This window comes from Bacillus sp. DU-106 (genome assembly GCF_004799705.1).
Classification (GTDB): domain Bacteria; phylum Bacillota; class Bacilli; order Bacillales; family Bacillaceae_G; genus Bacillus_A; species Bacillus_A cereus.
This window is the reverse complement of the sequence record NZ_CP026607.1, coordinates 2,092,842-2,110,317: the sequence shown is the minus strand read 5'-3', so window position 1 is coordinate 2,110,317 and position 17,476 is coordinate 2,092,842. Positions and strand designations below refer to the sequence as shown.

Sequence of the window (17,476 nt, the reverse complement as noted above, 5' to 3'; positions counted from 1 at the left end):
TTAGCCTCTTTCCTTCATTTGTTCAACAATGTAATTGACAATATGACGACTTGTTAACGCTCCAATATATTGACCGTTTTTTTCAACTGGAACGACCTCCTCATCACGCACACGAACTAACGCTTCTTGTAAAGAAGAATGTAATGATAGCGCCTGCCCTTCTAATTGCACACTTTGATCAAGCGGCAATACATCTGCTATACTTTTCCCCTGATACCAAGTTCGTCCGCGATTTCCAATAAACTCCTCTACAAATTCATTTTTCGGATTATGTATAATTCCTTCTGGTGTATCTAGTTGAACAACTTTTCCTTCTTTCATAATACAAATGCGATCTCCAAGTGATAATGCTTCTTGCATATCATGTGTTACAAATACGATTGTTTTTTGAATCTTTTTTTGCAACTGTACAATATCCTTCTGAAGCTGTTCCCTACTTAATGGATCTAACGCACTAAATGGTTCATCCATAAGAACGATTTTCGGGTTTGCAGCTAATGCTCGCACGACACCGACACGTTGTTTTTGTCCTCCTGACAATTCATCAGGCATACGATTTCGATAAATATCCGGATCTAATCCAACCATATGTAACAATTCATCGACGCGTGCTTTAATTTCTTTTTTGCTCCATTGCCTCATTTCAGGAACAATTGCAATATTTTCAGCAATTGTCATATGAGGAAACAAAGCAATCTGTTGCAACACGTATCCTATATCCCAACGTAATTCGTTTATATTATATTGTTGAATATCTTTCCCATCGATTAAAATCGATCCTTCAGTCGTTTCGATTAAACGATTAATCATCTTCATTGTCGTTGTTTTCCCGCATCCACTCGGACCGATGAGAACAAAAAATTCTCCCTTTTTAATTTCTAAATGCAATGAATCCACTGCTTTCGTGCCATCTTCATACGATTTTGACACATGATTAAATTGAATCACAAATACAACTCCTTTAATGTTGTTTCCTTTATTTTGATGGAATATGGCATTCATTTCAAATGATACGCTTTTAAATTAAAAAAGAGCTCACATTTGAGCTCTAACGGTCGAACAATATTGTTTTCATAATAGCAGCATATTCGCGAACATACATTTTTCTCTTAGAACGAATTGGTGTTTCAGCAGCTAGTGCCTCCATCTTCATGCCTAAACGCTTTGCAATTATTTTCGTTCGATATAAATGATACGTATTACTTACAACTACTGCATGTTTCACATTATATAAATCCATACTAAACTTTAAGTTTTCATACGTATTTGTAGATTGATCTTCTATTAAAATACGACTCTCATCTATACCGTGTACCATTAAATAGTTTCTCATGCTGTGAGCTTCCGGTATATCTTCATCTTCTCCTTGACCACCTGAAACAATTACTTTCGCTTCAGGATGGGAAAATAAATACTCCACCGCTACATCCAAACGATTTTGAAGAGATAAAGACGGTCTATCTCCAAATAACTTTGCACCCAGTATAAGAACGTACGGAGAGTGATAGCTCAACTTTTCACGAGCAACTTTGTTCATTCTAAACGTCATATAAATGATGTATAGTGGCGGTAATAATAAAATGATAAGAAAGATCCATTTGTTCATAAATAAGTTTGCACTCCCTTTCTTTTTATTATACAGAAAAAGAAAGGGCGGCAGAAGTGTTTTTTAAACGATTGATTTATTAGAAACATTCGCCGCTACTTTACGTTGTGATAGTACATAATAAATAGCGATTCCTAATGAGAAGATCAATATGCAGCTTAATACGTAAAACGGAAGCATTACTCCGGCTTTAGATACACCCGCTGTAAACAGCATTAATAATACAATTCGTATTCCAGTACCAATTAGGCGAAATAAGCTGTCTACACGTCCCATTACTTCGTTTGGAATTTCCTCCATCATCAATACATTTCTCGCCACTCTTGTACCCGCATTTCCAACTGCATGAAAAATTGCAAGTCCATATAAGAAAATTACGGAAGGTTCAATAATCATTACGGTAATTGAAATTACATAAATGAACATCGTCATAACGATTGAAACTTCTGTTTTTACATATTTCATTATGAGTGGAATACAGATTCCTGCAACAACCGCTCCGACACCGTACATCGTGCCCTCTATTGCGTATACAGAGGCATTGGCTTTAAGTATATCCGAAATATAAACTGGTATTAAATAATTTGCCATCATAACACCTATAAACGGCATATAAGTGGCCAGTAAGAACCAAAAGAGCTTAGGACGTTTTTTCATAAAGTGAATTCCTTCAAACAATTGCTTCTTAAATGTTATTTTTCTTTTCACTTCTTTTTTCTTTACGTACGGTATACATAAGAAAAGAAAAAATGCTCCAGCAAAAGTTAACATGTCTACTAACAAAATCCACTTCAAAGATACAATTTCAATTAAGAAGCTCGCAGCCGCTCCAGAAATAACTTGTGTTAACTGTCCTTGTATTTCCATCGTTCCACTTAAACTTTTATAATGTTCTGCTTGAAATATCTCTTGGTTGAACGCAAATATTGTAGGATAAAACAATAAATAGTAGAATGATCCGGCTATATAAATAAGAATATAGTGAATAGAATGATAAGGTTGCCCAGCAAATCCCCATATAACCATTATTCCGATTACGGCTATTCCGATTCCTTCGTTACATAGCAATAAAGATTTTCTTGAAAAACGATCAATACTTTGCCCAATGAATGGTGTTAATAAAAACATAATGAGGGTTGCAATGATAGAAACATAACCAAATGTTGTCTCTCCTCCACTCTCTTTAATTAACAGCCAAGGAATCGTTATCATAACAATTCCGGAACCAATAGCAGATAGACTATTGGCTCCTAGAATGTAATACAAGCGAGAATCATGATAAAGTGAGGACATATCATTCCACTCCTAGTTGTTTTTTCACCTCTTTATATACGCTCATATATGCTTTTAATTCTTTAACTACATCATGAATTAATGGTTTTGCATCTTCTCCAAGTTCACCATCTTGCACATGTAATCCATCAAGCACAACTTGTTTTGGAATTGCATTTGCATAAACACCTCTAGCGACCGTTCGCATGCTGTTTAATGCATTTATTCCACCTTTACCGCCACCAGCAACCGCTAACAATGCAACTGGTTTATGAATAAATTCACTACTACTTAAGTAATCTAAAGAGTTTTTCAGCGCACCGCTCATCGCATTATGATATTCTGGTGTACATAATACAACCCCATCCGCAGCTTTCACTAACGTTTTTAATTTTTTTACTGCCTCTAAATCACGTTGTGACTCTTCTCCATTGTATAAAGGTAACTCCTCAATTGCTAAATCATATAATTCCCCTTCAAATTGATCCGCAATATATTTTGCCACCACACGAGTTCGACCAAATTTTCTTGGTGTACCGTTAATAACGACTAGTTTCATGATTATTTCTCCCCTTTGTTTTCAAGTTCTACTTATATATTATCAGAAATTTCTATACAAAACACAATATAAAGAGTTAACTTGTTTCATAAAATAGTATGATAAACAAAAAAGAACTCATACTTTCGTATGAGTTTTGTACAATTACTTTGTTTCATCTCTCATGCTCAATGTACCTAAACTTTCATTTGCTTCAAAATGATTATATGCTTTTTCCGCTAATCTTTTCCGTTCTTCTGGTAATTCTATATATTTCATTACGTTTTCAATTATTTTTTCGTACGGAGTAAACACAATTCCTGGCCACTCTACCTCATCTTCTGGATTACTATTTTCGGAAATAATAAATTTTTTATTTGCGACTGCATAAGACACGCGAGGTGTTTCAAGAATTCCTGATAAATAAAAATGAATATTTAATATAATTTTAGCTCTAGCAATCAATTCATTTCTAACAATTCCCCACGCATTATTTTTAAAAACTATATTTAAATTCGGGGCAATCGCTTTTAGATGATCAAAAATAGCTTGTCGCCTCGGATTAAGAGCACCTATAAACAGAATATCAATATCTTCAATAATTTCATCTTCAAACGCATCTTTTTTTATTTCCAAAGTTGGAGCATAGTTCATTTCTACATGTTTTATTTCTTTTCCTACCCCTTTTTGTTTAAGCCATTCTATATTTTGTTTACTATAATCCCAAATCACTCTATCTTTTAATAATATTAAATAAAGGGGGTGCGCATATGGACTTCCTTCGTATAGCTGTTCTAAATTATAAACAATTGCATCTTTCGGAAGAAGGTTCGGGTTATATGCATATGTATGTGCTCCAAAAACAACTGTATTCTTTACATTTTCCAGTATTGTTTCTGATATAATTACTGTATTTCCCTCCTGCTCCAACCTCCACTTTAAAGCTCGCGCAACATCTATGAAACTACCGTATGTCTTTGGGCATATAAAAAGACAATAATCATATTCTTTATTCAAATAAACTTCCATTAATCTTAAATTATTTTTATATAGATCTACATCCGGATGTTTAAGTACCAACTCATTTGCATGTTTTCTTGCTACTTTATATAATCCAGCATAATAAGCAGCGATGCATCTTCTTAATTCGATTCTTTCCCGGTCCTCATCTAATACATCCATGTTTAAAAGAAGATTTGCGATACAATACGCTTTTAAATGATCACGATCATAATAATAGTCTAGTAGTGGCATCAATTCTTCATACGTATTTCCATGCACCGATTCTCCTAGTTCAATCGCCCATCGTATTAATTCCATGATTACTCCACTACTCCTTTAATCGAAAATGTATTTAATAAAATTTCGCATTATTCTCTACTATATTTGCTATATGAAATGGAATCTTTTCTTTTATCGATTCCAAATACTTTTGCGACACCGCCCCTAAATGCTTTTTATGAGGTATATAGAAAGCACTAATAGAAATTTCATAGTCAAATAAGTAATCATACACATGATAATCTACAAATAGTAGATCATCCTTTGGAAAAGGAATTTCCTTCCCTTGCAGAGCATACATCAAAGCAATATTGTTTTGAGATCGTAATCGATACAACCTTGCAAGTTGGTATAATGGTTCAGCCCGGGTTGGTCTATATTCCCAAGCTTTTTGAAAATAAAAAACAGCTAACGCTAAATATTGCTCTTCTTGCCCTTTAACAGTTTCTTTTTCATCAGCATCTGTCACTTCATTTTGTTTATTTGCTGAACGATTTGCTAACTGCTCATAACAAAATCCTATTCGCAATAACGAATAGAATACCTCTTCAACCCATCCTCCTGCTTCCACACGTTTTTTATACCATTTAATTGAATTCTCAAATTGACTTAAATGAAAATAAGTCTGAGCTAAATAAAATAAATATCTTATATGCAAATCTGGCGTTGTTTCTGGGTCGTTTATTCCCTGTAACAACAACCTCTCATCTCTTTCAAATTTATCAGCTTTGCTCCCGCCATCTCCGGGATCATTCACGACAAGAGTCTCTAACCGAGCTACCCTCGTATTGTAATTCGCTCCAACTTTTGAACGATCTATATCCCAATACTCATGAGTAACACCGACAGATTTCCATGGTAAAGAAGCTTTTAAAAGACGTGTAAGCCAATATTTAATATGAACATCATATTGTAATGTAAGATAATGATCTTCCGTTAAGCTCGTTTTATCGAAATTCGGATCAACCTCTAAAATCATATCCGCATCTAATATTAATAAATAATCTGCTTCTGGGTATGTTTTTTGCGCTAACGAAACAGCTAAGCTCCTGTTATAACCAAAGTTTTTAAACGGCTCATGATGAACCGTCCCAGGTATCTCATTTTCCTTACACCAATTTTCAATAATTTCAGGCGTATTATCCGTCGATCCAGTATCACAAATAGAAACAAAGTCTACAATTGATTTTGTTGCATTTAAACATCTTTCCATAATTCTAGACTCATTTTTAACGATCATACAAAGACATAACTTTTTTTCTTCCTTTACAGACTTCACTTGCTCATTTCCCATTTAACCACCTCATATTTTATTAACACGCTCTTCTCATATGTAACAACATTTCTTAGCTATACTGATGACATAAGCACCCTTTTACTATTTATGAAAACTTCATTTTATTTATTCTTACTTTTATGTTGGGACATATTTCATGCTTCGCTTTATATTTGATACAATCAATACAAAAAACATAATACGGGAATCCGTACATTTCAAAGTCTAAGAGGAGGTTATATTTTGTTGGATTACATTTGGCTAGATGACAAATCACCAATTTTAGAACAACTACCAAGAAACTTTAAATCTGCAGCTATATTGCTACATCCTTTTATCCAAATGCCTTTAGGATGGGAAAAGTCTGTGAGAAAAAGACCATATGAGCACATCTATCCTAGCGCTGAAGAAATCATTTATAATGGGAAATCCGTTTCTTGGAAGGAAATGATGTCTTGTAGTGGATTACATTCATACGCAGACCTAGCAATGGCCATGTTGACTTCCATTAGTGCCCTTTCAGAAGAATATAAAAGAGAGGATTTAGCTGAAAAGCTACATTCAAACTTAAAAAAAGATCTTTATTATCCAACAGAAGATTATACGTCTATATTTTTATTACACAAATTACTTAAACTCCTCGGTTCTAAAGGTGCAAAAAATCTATATTTCTCTGAACCAATTCTTGATACAAACGGATTATTACAGGTAAATAATACTACTCCATTAGATATTTGGGACATTAGCAATAATGAGTTAATTATTACTGGCGAAGATAATGAGTATGCGTTTATGAGTATATACGATTCCTTTACAACCTTATTATTAGCTAAAGAAGAAAATATAGAATATATTGTTCATTCAATGAACGTTGAAGCTATCATTTGTGACAAAAAAACGATGATTGATTGGTATTTTTAAATTAGTAATTTCTTAAACTATAAAAAAGAAACTTGCGCTTATACACAAGTTTCTTTTTAAAAACATCCTTATTTTTTCACAACTTCATGTCCACCGAACTGATTACGTAATGCTGAAACTACTTTTCCATGGAATGTATCATCTTCCTGAGAACGATAGCGCATAAATAATGACATAGCGATAACTGGTGCTGCAGCTTGAAGTTCAAGTGCAGTTTCAACAGTCCATTTTCCTTCTCCTGAAGAGTTCATTACACCTTTAATGCCATCTAGTTTCGGATCTTCTGCAAATGCTTTTTCAGTTAAGTCCATTAACCAACCACGGATAACTGATCCGTTAGCCCATACTTTTGCAACATCTTCATAATTGAAATCAAAGTCACTCTTATCTAGTACTTCAAATCCTTCAGCGATTGCTTGCATCATGCCGTACTCAATACCGTTATGAACCATTTTCAAGAAATGACCACTACCAACACGGCCAGCATAAGAATAGCCATTTTCTACTGCTAAATCTTTAAATAAAGGTTCTAATTGGTCGTAAATTTCTTTTTCTCCACCAACCATTAAGCAAGCACCGTATCTAGCTCCTTCTACACCGCCTGATGTACCGATATCTACATAATGTAATCCGAAGCTTTTTGCTTCTTCAGCACGGCGTAACGTATCTTTATAGAATGAATTTCCGCCTTCAATAACGATATCACCTTCATCTAATAATGGATATACATCTTTTAGTACTGACTCTACAACTTCTCCTGCAGGCACCATTACCCAAATTGTACGAGGAGCTTCTAGTTCAGCAATCATTTCTTTTAATGTATGACGTGCAGTAATTCCTAGTTTTCCTGCCTTTTCAACAAGCTCTTTATTTACATCGTATACAACTACTTCATGCTTGTCTTCATATAAGTGTTCAGCTAATGGAAATCCCATTTTTCCTAATCCAATTAAACCTAGTTTCATATTAATCAATCTCCTATTCTATACAAATATATTTAATATCGAAATTAGCCCAAGTGCTACTACAGATAATATAGTCTCCATTGCAGTCCATGTTAATAATGTTTCTTTCACAGTCATTCCGAAATACTCTTTAATCATCCAAAATCCTGAATCATTCACGTGTGATAAAATTAATGACCCTGCACCAGTTGCAAGTGCTAATAATTCAACATTTACACCTGGTGTGCTTGCTGCAATCGGCGCAACAATACCAGCTGCTGTCATCATAGAAACAGTTGCCGATCCAGTTGCAATTCGGATTAGTGCCGCAATTCCCCACCCTAATAATATCGGTGAAATATGTGATTCTTTCGCCATATCTGCAATTGTCGTTCCAATTCCAGAATCTAATAATACTTTATTAAATGCGCCGCCTGCACCAATCACTAACAATATGTTTGCAATAGGTCCAAGGCAATCATTTGTAAATTGTAACACTTTATCTTTTGAGAAACCTTTTGCATATCCAAGACTAAAGAAAGAGTAAATGGTTGCAATTAATAAAGCCACAATCGGATCTCCAATAAAGTGTAATACTTGTGCTAGTTGACTCGTTTTATTTAATGCAACTTCTGCTATTGATGCACCAAGCATAAGAAATACTGGAAGTAAAATTGTAAACAATGTATTCCAAAAGCTAGGAAGCTCTTTTTTATTATCTTTTTCAACAAATTGCTCCGCTATATCTAATGGTACTTCCTTATGTATACGAGCACCAATCCATTTCCCGTAAAGTGGACCTGAAATAATTGCAGTTGGAAGTCCGACAATTAACGCATATAAAATTGTCTTCCCTACATCTGCTTTAAAAATACCAACTGCCGCCATTGCCGCTGGATGCGGTGGAACAAGTCCGTGTACGACTGATAGTCCTGCTACTAGCGGAATACCAATTGTAATAAGTGATACCCCAGTTTCTAACGCAATTGTAAATACTAACGGAATTAATAGTACAAATCCAACTTGGAAAAATACCGGAATCCCTACTAAAAATGCAACGAACATCATCGCCCAGTGAACTCGTTTCTTCCCAAAACGATTAATTAATGTGTTAGCGATACGTTCAGCACCACCAGATTCGGCCATCATTTTTCCAAGCATCGTTCCTAGTGCTAAAACTATTGCTAAAAACCCTAATGTATTACCAAGCCCTAGTTTAATAGAATCAATAATCCCTGGATCTTTTGGTGAAGTTCCAATTAAAGGCATTCCCATTGCTAATCCTACACCAATTGCTGTTAAAATTAATGCGACAAATGGATGCCATTTTACTACCGTAATAAGTAAAAGTAGTATGACAACTGCCGCTAGTACGATCCCAACTACCATTTCTCCCAATCCCCCTATTGTTTACGTTGGAAAGCAGCTATACAATCAAATTCTTCTTTCAAGCGATTGTAAAGTCGTTCATACATATAAAACATTTCTAAATATATAGCCGTATTTTCTTTATTCGGTACATGGTGATGGACAATATCAATCCAATCCTTTACCTCTTCAAGAGAATCAATTTTTCCTACAGCATATAAAGCAACTGCCGCTGCCCCAAGCGCAGATGCTTCATGACTTTCAGGTACAAGCAATTCTTTTCCCATCATATCGGACAACATTTGTCTCCAAAATGCAGATTTTGCAAACCCTCCTGAAACTCGTATTTCAGTAAGTGGCCCTGTACAATCCCTGATTGCGAGTGCTACTGAATATACACTCATACAAACACCTTCCATCACTGCACGTATAAAATGTTCTCGCTTATGTTGAAGATTGATTCCAAAGAATGTACCACGAGCATTTGCATTCCAGTAAGGTGCGCGTTCTCCAGATAAGAAAGGTAAGAACAATAGCCCATCCGCTCCAGCTGGTACGCTTTCTGCATATTTAATTAATAAATCATAAGGATCAATGCCGAGCTTTCTTGCTACTTCTTGCTCTGGACTACCAAATTCATCACGTAACCATCTCAGTAATATTCCGCCGTTATTCGTTGGACCACCGATTACCCAGTGCTCATCTGTTAATGCGTAACAAAACGTTCTCCCTTTCTCATCTGTATTTATATTTGATGAGATTGTTCGAACCGCACCACTCGTTCCAATCGTAATTGCAGCCGCACCCGGTGATATCGCACCAACTCCTACATTTGCAAGAACCCCATCACTTGCTCCGATGACAATTGGTGTTTCTGCACTTATCCCCATCTTCTGTGCTAACTCTGGCTTCATACCTGATAAAATATATGTAGTTGGTACAGGGGTTGATAATTTTTCTGATGACACATGTAACATAGTTAAAACATCTTCATCCCAGTTTAATGTTTCTAAATTAAATAACCCTGTAGCAGAAGCAATCGAATAATCAACTACGTAGCGTGAAAATAATTGGTAAATCACATACTCTTTAATGGAAATGAATTTATAGGCACTTGTATATAACTCTGGTTCCTCTTCTTTCATCCATAACAATTTAGAAAGTGGTGACATCGGATGAATCGGTGTACCTGTACGTCTATAAATTTCATGCCCATTCATTTGTTGTAATAATTTTTCTGATTGCTTCGTACTTCGATTATCTGCCCAAATGATAGAACGCGTTAATGGCGTACCATTTTCATCTACTGCAATTAATGCGTGCATAGCTGTACTAATACCGATTGAAGAAATATCTTCTGGTAATACATTACCTTTTTCGATGGCAACGCTTACACTTTTGTATACAGCGGCACATATTACATCAGGATCTTGCTCAGCCCATCCTACATTCGGTTGAATAATTGGGTAATCGATTGCATGTGATGCAATGACTTTTCCTTTTTCTGTGAACACAACCGTTTTTGTACTTGTGGTACCGATATCAATCCCGATTACTCTCCCCCTTGTTTCCATGCGAATCTTCCCTTCATTACTAGCAAAATACGATTTAGTAAACCGTTTACATGAATTAGTATATAAAATATTTTTTCATTTATCAAGTTATAAAAAGAAAATTTTTTTCATACCAAAAATAAATCCCCTCATTCCATTTCACTTATATACTAAATTTAGCTTTTCCATGCGGTAAAATTACGTTATATTCGTTACGCAATACACTCTTTCCTCTCATTAACAACACATACATAATCCTCCATACGTTCTACTTATTTGCTTGAAGAAAAAGTTGAAAAGCAATATTCATTTTTAGCGGTCACGTAACATCACCATCAAGCCAAGAAAAGTAACTAACCGCAGAATGAGAATTCTGTGCATTCTACTCATATTTATTGTTTTAGGTTCACTAGTCTTTTATCTTGATAAACATAGAGCGTGGCCCCCTACTATCACTTTTTTATCTTGTAAATATATCTTGCATACTATAAAACCGAAAAGTATTTTTATTTTTCAGAAAAATAAAAACAATAACACGAAATTTATTGTATAATGTTGTAAAAAGATGTCGGAGGGATTTAATGTTAAATAAAATATCTCAATTCACAATTAAGCTTTCATCAATTCTTTTATCACTCTTACTATTATTAAATTTACCTTATTTATTTATCACTCAACAAGGATTTACCTTTCAACCAATTTATTTTTTTAATCAGACCGTTACTATGTTAAAACAAGTTTTTTCCCCTGAATCATTAGTGATTATAGGATCAGACCCGAAGTTTGGCCATTTCAAAAAAACACCATTATTTCCAACTGTTTTAGAACCTTACCTATATTCATTTACTATATTATTTTTAGCCTTTTTTCTTGCTCTCTTTTTATCATCTAGCATGGCATTTTTTTATTTTTTAGCAAAAGATTATATAAAAAAATGGATAAACCGAATTGTGTTCATATTAGAAGCTGTCCCTGATATGATGATGATGATCTGTTTGCAAATATTTTTCATATGGGTGCTTCAGAAATTTGGGGAATCTCCTGTCACTATTATTTCCTTTAATGAAAATCGAGCTTATTTACTCCCTATTTTATCATTAGCTGTCTTACCTACATTACAAATGTTTCGGATGATGGTGTTATACATAAAAGAAGAGCAAGGAAAACATTACGTAGAGGTTGCATATGGAAAAGGCCTTTCATCAAGTTATATACTATGCATTCATTTATTCAAAAATATATCTATCCACTTCTTCCACCATTTAAAAACGATTTTTGTTTTCTTACTTTCTAATTTATTCATTTTAGAATTTGTTTTTAATATGGAAGGCATTATTCAATTTTTATTTAATAAGGCGTTTGTTTCACCTCCAGCTGCATTTATCATACTTGTTATGATTATTTTACCATTTTATGCTATTTTCCAAATAGTCTCATTCATGATGAATAGATGGAAAAAGCAATTGAAAGGAGTATCATTATGAAATCTATTTGGAAATCAAAACGCTTTTTAATCGGCTTTACTTATCTATTCATACTTATTTCAGCTAGTTTTATTTATAGTTGGTTCTTTAAAGATAACATCCCAAAACCTCCTCAGTTACTTTACAATGACAATAACGAATTACTTGGAAAGGCCCCCTTTCCGCCATCGTTAATTCCACCTTTTGGATCTGATCGTTTTGGAGAGTCTGTTTTCTTACAAATTGTAGAAGGAGCAAAATTCACTATTTTATTAGCCATGGCAATTAGCTTCTTTCGAATTTTATGCGGAACATGTATAGGAATCCTCTTAAGTTTATTTGCTCCAAAACTCAAGAGATTTTTCCAGTCATGCTCAGAAGTTTTTTATTACATTCCAACTCTATTTATCGCATTCATACTCATCACGCCCGTTAATATTATAATCACATCAAATGCTGATGGGGTAGATCCAAATATTTCATTTACGTTTTATCAAGTACTCGTACTTATTTTCGTCGCTCTGCCTACACTTTCTTTATACATATCCTCAGAGGTTGATGAATTTATGAAACAAGATTACATCTTAAGTTCACAATTACTGGGGGCTAGTCGTTTTCATATTATAAAAAAACACTTACGAGTCTTATTACTTGACCGCTTATTTGTATTATTTATGGAACATATCGTCCAAACACTCATACTCGTTATCCATTTAGCGTTGCTTAACATTGTAATTGGCGGCATACAAATGCGTGAACTCTATGACGGAGTGCTCAAACCTGTTTCTCTATCTAATGATTGGGCAGGTCTTATTGGATTAAATCGTAATGAAATGAATCTTTCATGGTGGATTATTTTTTATACTCTCGCTTCATTCTTTATTACGATTCTATTTATTAAGCTTATGACCATCGGGATTCAAGATGCACTGAAAGCAAGAGATTCGCAAATTGTAGCAATTCAAAACGTTCCAGATCATAAAAAATTTGTTAAACATAAAGATTCCTTTTCGTTTGCAAATAAAGTAAACCTTTAATCATTTCTCATTAATGAAGTATTAATTGGCATCGATATTAGTAGAAAATAAAGAAGATGATCCCTATTAAATACAGGGATCATCTTCTTATGCTGTCTAACTTTTTTACATGTCCTTTGCTAGACTCATGTTTTTTATATTTAAAGTGAATTATTTGCAATCACAATTATGTTTTTTAAAATCAATTACCATACGCCCTTGAATTCTACCTTGTTCCATTTCTTCGAATACATTTTGTACTTTATCTAGCGAACAAGTTTGAACAACCGGCACTACTTTTCCTTCTGCCCCAAACATAAACGCCTCTTCCAAATCTTTACGAGTACCAACTAGAGAACCAACTACTTCAATTCCATCCAGTACAAGTCGTGGGATGTTTAAGTCCATTGTTTCTACTGGTAGCCCTACTGCAACTACTTTACCGCAAGCACGTACTGCATCAACTGCTGAGTTAAAGGCTACTTTAGAGACTGCTGTTACTACCGCAGCATAAGCGCCACCAAACTTCTCTTGCACAATTTTATCAGCAGGACCTTGAGAAATTGGATTGATAGTCATATCAGCACCAACTTCTGTCGCTAAGGCTAATTTATCGTCATTAATGTCTACTGCGATTACCTTTGCACCAAATACATTTTTAGCATATTGGATAGCTAAGTTACCTAATCCACCGCAGCCATAGATTACAATAGGTTGACTAGGTTTAATATCTGATACTTTAATAGCTTTATATGTAGTTACACCAGCACAAGTAATTGATGATGCTTGAGCAGGATCTAATCCTTCTGGTACTTTTACCGCATAATCAGCTGTAACGATACATTGTTCAGCCATACCACCATCCACTGAATAACCAGCGTTTTTAACTTCACGGCAAAATGTTTCTCTACCAGTTACGCAATATTCACAACGTCCACAAGATTGGAACATCCATGCAATACTTACACGGTCACCTATCTTTAGTGAAGTAACATCATCAGCTATTTTCGTAACAATACCTACACCCTCATGACCAAGAATACGGCCATCAGTGTTACCAAAATCATGATTCGCAACGTGTAAATCAGTGTGGCAAACTCCACAATACTCTACATCTACTAACGCTTCACCTGAGTGTAACGGACGTAATTCTTTTTCAATCACTTCGATGTTTGCTTTGCTGTTTTTATTAACCACTACTGCTTTCATATGTGATCTCCCCTTTAGTGTTTTAGCATTTTAATGAGTTTATCTCACAACTACTTTCTTCACTACTTTGGCTAGTTATTGTACCAAATTTAAGTGTTCAATCATCATTACATCTTCATCATAACATGACACTTCATAAACAATTTGTGAAATTATGAACAATATTTGAATTATTACATAAATCGGTCTTTATTTTAAATTTTTAAAAATGAGAGTTTATCACTGACTATAAGTAAGTCATACATTTCTAAAAGAAAATAAAGTAACAAACTTCTCATCGATAAAAAAGCTCTTCACTCAATATTTTCTATATTTAAACACTTAGTTTCACAGTAATAGCCTTTGCCACCAACATAAACTTTTTCTATTTTATTCTTGGTATTGGTTGCTAATTTAACTAATATTTCGGAAGGCGAGTGTAAAGAATAACCTTGTTCAAATACATAGACTTCTTTTTGCAAATAGTGCTGTTCATAAAGATAGCAAGCTAATGCACCGTTTGAAGTTCCAGTCGCTGCTTCTTCATTAATGTCGTATAGTGGAGCAAAATTTCTGCATATAATTCGATTGTCATTAAAAGTATATAAATGCATCCCGACAACATTATAATACTTGCTGATTTCTTTAATTTTTTCAAAATTAGGTTGCAGTGCATGTAATTGTATTTCGCTTTTTATAGGAATTAAAATATCTTTTAAGCCAGTGGAGACAATTTGAATTGGGTATTTATTGTCTATATCTTTACTATCAAAACAGTCGATGAACTCGTTTGGAGATACAACATCATAGAATCTCGGTTTATTTTGTTCCATGAATATGATGTCATCTTTTATAGTGATAGTAAGAACACCGCTGTTCGTTTCAATCGTATAGCGATTCCTGAAAAGTTTATTTAAATGCATCAGTATCGCGAAAGAGCCAATTGTGGCATGACCACATAAATCAACTTCTTCTTTTGGAGTAAAATACTCAAATTTATAATCAGCAATTTCAGATTCTGATATAAATGCGGTTTCCGCATAACCCAGTTGTTTGGCTATTTCGATTTTTTGAGTAGTGGTCAATGTATTTGTATTCTCAATAAATACCACTCCTGCTTTATTTCCGCCTTTATGCTCCTTGCTAAATGCACTTGCAACATAAACAGATATTTTCATAAGACATCTTCCTCACTTATAGTAAATTATAGTATAGAAAGCACTACATATAAATTCCATTGGATAAATTATCCCTAAAATAAGAAACAAACTATTTTTAGCATTTGAACTCTCCAAAAATAGTTTGTCTACAGTCTGAAAGCTCTTCATTTGAAGAGCTTTTTTTATATTCGCTTCATCGAAATCGTTTCACGTATACTTTGTAAATTTTTTAGAGTTTCCTCTTGTCGCTGCAACGACAACCCTACATACAAAGTATCTAATAAGCTTAACTGTGCTAATCGTGATGAACTTGCTTCTGTGCGGAATTCAGTCTCACGTGTTGATGTATATAACGTTATATCAGCAAGTTGACTTAATGCTGATTTCTTATAGCTCGTAATCGCAATAATTTTGGCTCCTCTTGCTTTCGCTACTTCTAACGCTTCAAGTAATCCTTTATTGCTACCAGAATGAGAAATACCAATAACAACTGAATTTTCCGAGAGTAAACCTGCTCCCATAATTTGAAAATGCGAATCAGTATGAGCGATACAAGAAATACCCGTTCTCATAAACTTATGATACGCATCCATTGCAATAATACCAGAGCCACCATTTCCATAAAACTCAATTCGACTTGCTTCTTGTAAGGCTCGTACAGCCTGCTCAAGTGCCGTTTCATTAAGCAAATGTAAAGTATCTTGCAGTCCTGTAATATGCGAATGAAAAACTTTTTTAGCAACAGTTACCATACTATCTTCTGCTGATACCTCTTCATGAATATTTTGCATCGGTGTATGTACAATTTCACGAGCTAATGTAATCTTTAAATCTTGAAAACCTTGCAAACCAAGGTGTTTACATAAGCGGAATATCGTAGCTTCGGAACTATTCGTAACTTCAGCTAATTCTGTAATAGATTTATGTACAACATCTTGTGGATGTTTCAAAATATGTTCGGCAATACTTCGCAATTTCGGTGATAAACCATTTAACGAAGCCTGAATCTTTCCAGTCCCACTTCTTGTACCAGGCATAGCATATCCTCCCCTTCCATCGTAGCTTTATCCTGTAAAAACCGATTAGTTAAACTAATCATCAGTGGGGATGGTCCCCCACTGATTAGAGTTTCACTTTATTGTACCTAATTATCGAAAGAAGAAAAACCTATATTAGGGATTACTATAAATTTTAATTGCTCCTATGTATTCTGTCATACGATATAACAGAATTATTCATGCTTATGAATAATTCTCCCCATGTTTCACTGCGTATAATGCGGCTTGCGTACGATCATCTACTTCCAATTTAGCTAAAACGTTTGAAACGTGTGTTTTCACAGTTTGTTCTGTAATATGAAGTTCTGCTGCAATCTCCTTGTTGCTTCTTCCTTTCGCAATTTCGCGAAGTACCTCTTGCTCTCTTTTCGTTAACATTGAAAAAGGATTTTCTACTTCCTTCTTTACTGCAGAACGCCCCATTAATGCAGGTGTTACTTTCGGGTGAAAATTCGCATTTCCTTGATGTACTGCAATAATAGAAGCGACAAGTTGCTCAGGTTGTACTTCTTTTAATTGATAACCATCTGCTCCAGCTTCAAGTGCTGGTATAACATAATCTTGCTCTGAAAAACTACTTAATATAAGTACCTTTATTGTCTCATCATATTGCTTTAGACGTTTTGTTGCCTCAATTCCATCCATTTTCGGCATCGATACATCCATTAGTACGACATCTGGTCTTTCTTTTTGCATGAAATGTAATGCCTCTTCGCCATTTTCCGCTTCCCCAATAATTTCAAATTCTTCTCTCGTTTTCAAAAAGAATACAAGTCCTCTTCGAACGATATGATGGTCCTCAACTAGTAGCAGTTTAATCTTCAACCTTATT

Annotated in this window: 16 protein-coding genes; 3 read left to right on the top strand and 13 right to left on the bottom strand. The window is 34.5% G+C overall.

The features are described from left to right. The 6 genes from C3Y97_RS10885 to C3Y97_RS10860 form a co-directional block, all read right to left on the bottom strand. Window positions 1-948, bottom strand: coding sequence for an ABC transporter ATP-binding protein (locus C3Y97_RS10885; RefSeq protein WP_000614069.1), 948 nt, complete (start codon window positions 946-948; stop codon window positions 1-3). Window positions 949-1,048: 100 nt separating this feature from the next. Further along, on the bottom strand, window positions 1,049-1,606 hold the full coding sequence (locus tag C3Y97_RS10880; RefSeq protein ID WP_001045715.1) for a YdcF family protein: 558 nt from the start codon (window positions 1,604-1,606) through the stop codon (window positions 1,049-1,051). 63 nt (window positions 1,607-1,669) lie between these two features. After that, window positions 1,670-2,899: an MFS transporter gene (locus C3Y97_RS10875; protein WP_000097169.1), complete on the bottom strand. Its 1,230-nt coding sequence runs from the start codon at window positions 2,897-2,899 to the stop codon at window positions 1,670-1,672. A gap of 1 nt (window position 2,900) precedes the next feature. Further along, on the bottom strand, window positions 2,901-3,437 hold the full coding sequence (locus C3Y97_RS10870; RefSeq protein WP_000780355.1) for an NADPH-dependent FMN reductase: 537 nt from the start codon (window positions 3,435-3,437) through the stop codon (window positions 2,901-2,903). Window positions 3,438-3,581: 144 nt separating this feature from the next. Then, complete coding sequence (locus C3Y97_RS10865) at window positions 3,582-4,736, bottom strand: CgeB family protein (RefSeq protein ID WP_000420431.1); 1,155 nt, start codon at window positions 4,734-4,736, stop codon at window positions 3,582-3,584. Between the two features lie 34 nt (window positions 4,737-4,770). Then, a complete protein-coding gene (locus C3Y97_RS10860) occupies window positions 4,771-5,991 on the bottom strand; it encodes a glycosyltransferase (RefSeq protein WP_000526219.1) in 1,221 nt (406 codons plus the stop codon). A gap of 225 nt (window positions 5,992-6,216) precedes the next feature. On the opposite strand from C3Y97_RS10860, the gene C3Y97_RS10855 reads away from it, so the two are divergent. Then, window positions 6,217-6,894, top strand: coding sequence for a DUF2711 domain-containing protein (locus C3Y97_RS10855; RefSeq protein ID WP_000888154.1), 678 nt, complete (start codon window positions 6,217-6,219; stop codon window positions 6,892-6,894). 68 nt (window positions 6,895-6,962) lie between these two features. Here C3Y97_RS10855 and gnd read toward each other — a convergent pair whose 3' ends face one another. From gnd to gntK, 3 genes are read right to left on the bottom strand one after another with little or no spacing between them, the layout of a single operon-like run. Next, the gene (gnd, locus tag C3Y97_RS10850) at window positions 6,963-7,859 is read right to left on the bottom strand and encodes a phosphogluconate dehydrogenase (NAD(+)-dependent, decarboxylating) (protein WP_000765995.1); all 897 of its coding nucleotides are present in this window, start codon (window positions 7,857-7,859) and stop codon (window positions 6,963-6,965) included. Between the two features lie 18 nt (window positions 7,860-7,877). Further along, complete coding sequence (locus C3Y97_RS10845; protein ID WP_000260208.1) at window positions 7,878-9,227, bottom strand: GntP family permease; 1,350 nt, start codon at window positions 9,225-9,227, stop codon at window positions 7,878-7,880. Window positions 9,228-9,241: 14 nt separating this feature from the next. Next, complete coding sequence (gntK, locus tag C3Y97_RS10840) at window positions 9,242-10,780, bottom strand: gluconokinase (RefSeq protein ID WP_000450008.1); 1,539 nt, start codon at window positions 10,778-10,780, stop codon at window positions 9,242-9,244. Between the two features lie 560 nt (window positions 10,781-11,340). Between gntK and C3Y97_RS10835 the strand changes: the two genes are divergently transcribed. After that, on the top strand, window positions 11,341-12,243 hold the full coding sequence (locus tag C3Y97_RS10835; protein ID WP_000932683.1) for an ABC transporter permease subunit: 903 nt from the start codon (window positions 11,341-11,343) through the stop codon (window positions 12,241-12,243). Further along, window positions 12,240-13,259 (top strand): ABC transporter permease, encoded by a 1,020-nt coding sequence (locus C3Y97_RS10830; protein WP_000836565.1) that lies wholly within the window; start codon window positions 12,240-12,242, stop codon window positions 13,257-13,259. The genes C3Y97_RS10835 and C3Y97_RS10830 overlap by 4 nt, the downstream gene beginning before the upstream one ends. Window positions 13,260-13,409: 150 nt before the next feature. Here C3Y97_RS10830 and adhP read toward each other — a convergent pair whose 3' ends face one another. The 4 genes from adhP to casR all read right to left on the bottom strand — a co-directional run bounded on the left by adhP (window position 13,410) and on the right by casR (window position 17,469). Continuing rightward, window positions 13,410-14,447 (bottom strand): alcohol dehydrogenase AdhP, encoded by a 1,038-nt coding sequence (adhP, locus tag C3Y97_RS10825; protein ID WP_136363364.1) that lies wholly within the window; start codon window positions 14,445-14,447, stop codon window positions 13,410-13,412. 293 nt (window positions 14,448-14,740) lie between these two features. Continuing rightward, window positions 14,741-15,604: a PhzF family phenazine biosynthesis protein gene (locus C3Y97_RS10820; RefSeq protein ID WP_000704346.1), complete on the bottom strand. Its 864-nt coding sequence runs from the start codon at window positions 15,602-15,604 to the stop codon at window positions 14,741-14,743. Window positions 15,605-15,768: 164 nt separating this feature from the next. Further along, the gene (locus C3Y97_RS10815; RefSeq protein WP_136363362.1) at window positions 15,769-16,623 is read right to left on the bottom strand and encodes a MurR/RpiR family transcriptional regulator; all 855 of its coding nucleotides are present in this window, start codon (window positions 16,621-16,623) and stop codon (window positions 15,769-15,771) included. Window positions 16,624-16,827: 204 nt separating this feature from the next. Then, window positions 16,828-17,469, bottom strand: a complete 642-nt coding sequence (gene casR, locus C3Y97_RS10810; protein ID WP_000694623.1) for a two-component system response regulator CasR — start codon at window positions 17,467-17,469, stop codon at window positions 16,828-16,830. Between the last annotated feature and the right edge of the window lie 7 nt (window positions 17,470-17,476).

What these genes read in the sequence shown, in the direction of transcription:
- C3Y97_RS10865 (WP_000420431.1), bottom strand. Translation starts at nt 4,736, where the DNA reads ATGGAATTAATACGATGGGCGATTGAACTAGGAGAATCGGTGCATGGA.
- gnd (WP_000765995.1), bottom strand. Translation starts at nt 7,859, where the DNA reads ATGAAACTAGGTTTAATTGGATTAGGAAAAATGGGATTTCCATTAGCT.
- gntK (WP_000450008.1), bottom strand. Translation starts at nt 10,780, where the DNA reads ATGGAAACAAGGGGGAGAGTAATCGGGATTGATATCGGTACCACAAGT.
- C3Y97_RS10845 (WP_000260208.1), bottom strand. Translation starts at nt 9,227, where the DNA reads ATGGTAGTTGGGATCGTACTAGCGGCAGTTGTCATACTACTTTTACTT.
- C3Y97_RS10820 (WP_000704346.1), bottom strand. Translation starts at nt 15,604, where the DNA reads ATGAAAATATCTGTTTATGTTGCAAGTGCATTTAGCAAGGAGCATAAA.
- C3Y97_RS10875 (WP_000097169.1), bottom strand. Translation starts at nt 2,899, where the DNA reads ATGTCCTCACTTTATCATGATTCTCGCTTGTATTACATTCTAGGAGCC.
- C3Y97_RS10835 (WP_000932683.1), top strand. Translation starts at nt 11,341, where the DNA reads ATGTTAAATAAAATATCTCAATTCACAATTAAGCTTTCATCAATTCTT.
- C3Y97_RS10880 (WP_001045715.1), bottom strand. Translation starts at nt 1,606, where the DNA reads ATGAACAAATGGATCTTTCTTATCATTTTATTATTACCGCCACTATAC.
- C3Y97_RS10860 (WP_000526219.1), bottom strand. Translation starts at nt 5,991, where the DNA reads ATGGGAAATGAGCAAGTGAAGTCTGTAAAGGAAGAAAAAAAGTTATGT.
- adhP (WP_136363364.1), bottom strand. Translation starts at nt 14,447, where the DNA reads ATGAAAGCAGTAGTGGTTAATAAAAACAGCAAAGCAAACATCGAAGTG.
- C3Y97_RS10815 (WP_136363362.1), bottom strand. Translation starts at nt 16,623, where the DNA reads ATGCCTGGTACAAGAAGTGGGACTGGAAAGATTCAGGCTTCGTTAAAT.
- C3Y97_RS10870 (WP_000780355.1), bottom strand. Translation starts at nt 3,437, where the DNA reads ATGAAACTAGTCGTTATTAACGGTACACCAAGAAAATTTGGTCGAACT.
- C3Y97_RS10830 (WP_000836565.1), top strand. Translation starts at nt 12,240, where the DNA reads ATGAAATCTATTTGGAAATCAAAACGCTTTTTAATCGGCTTTACTTAT.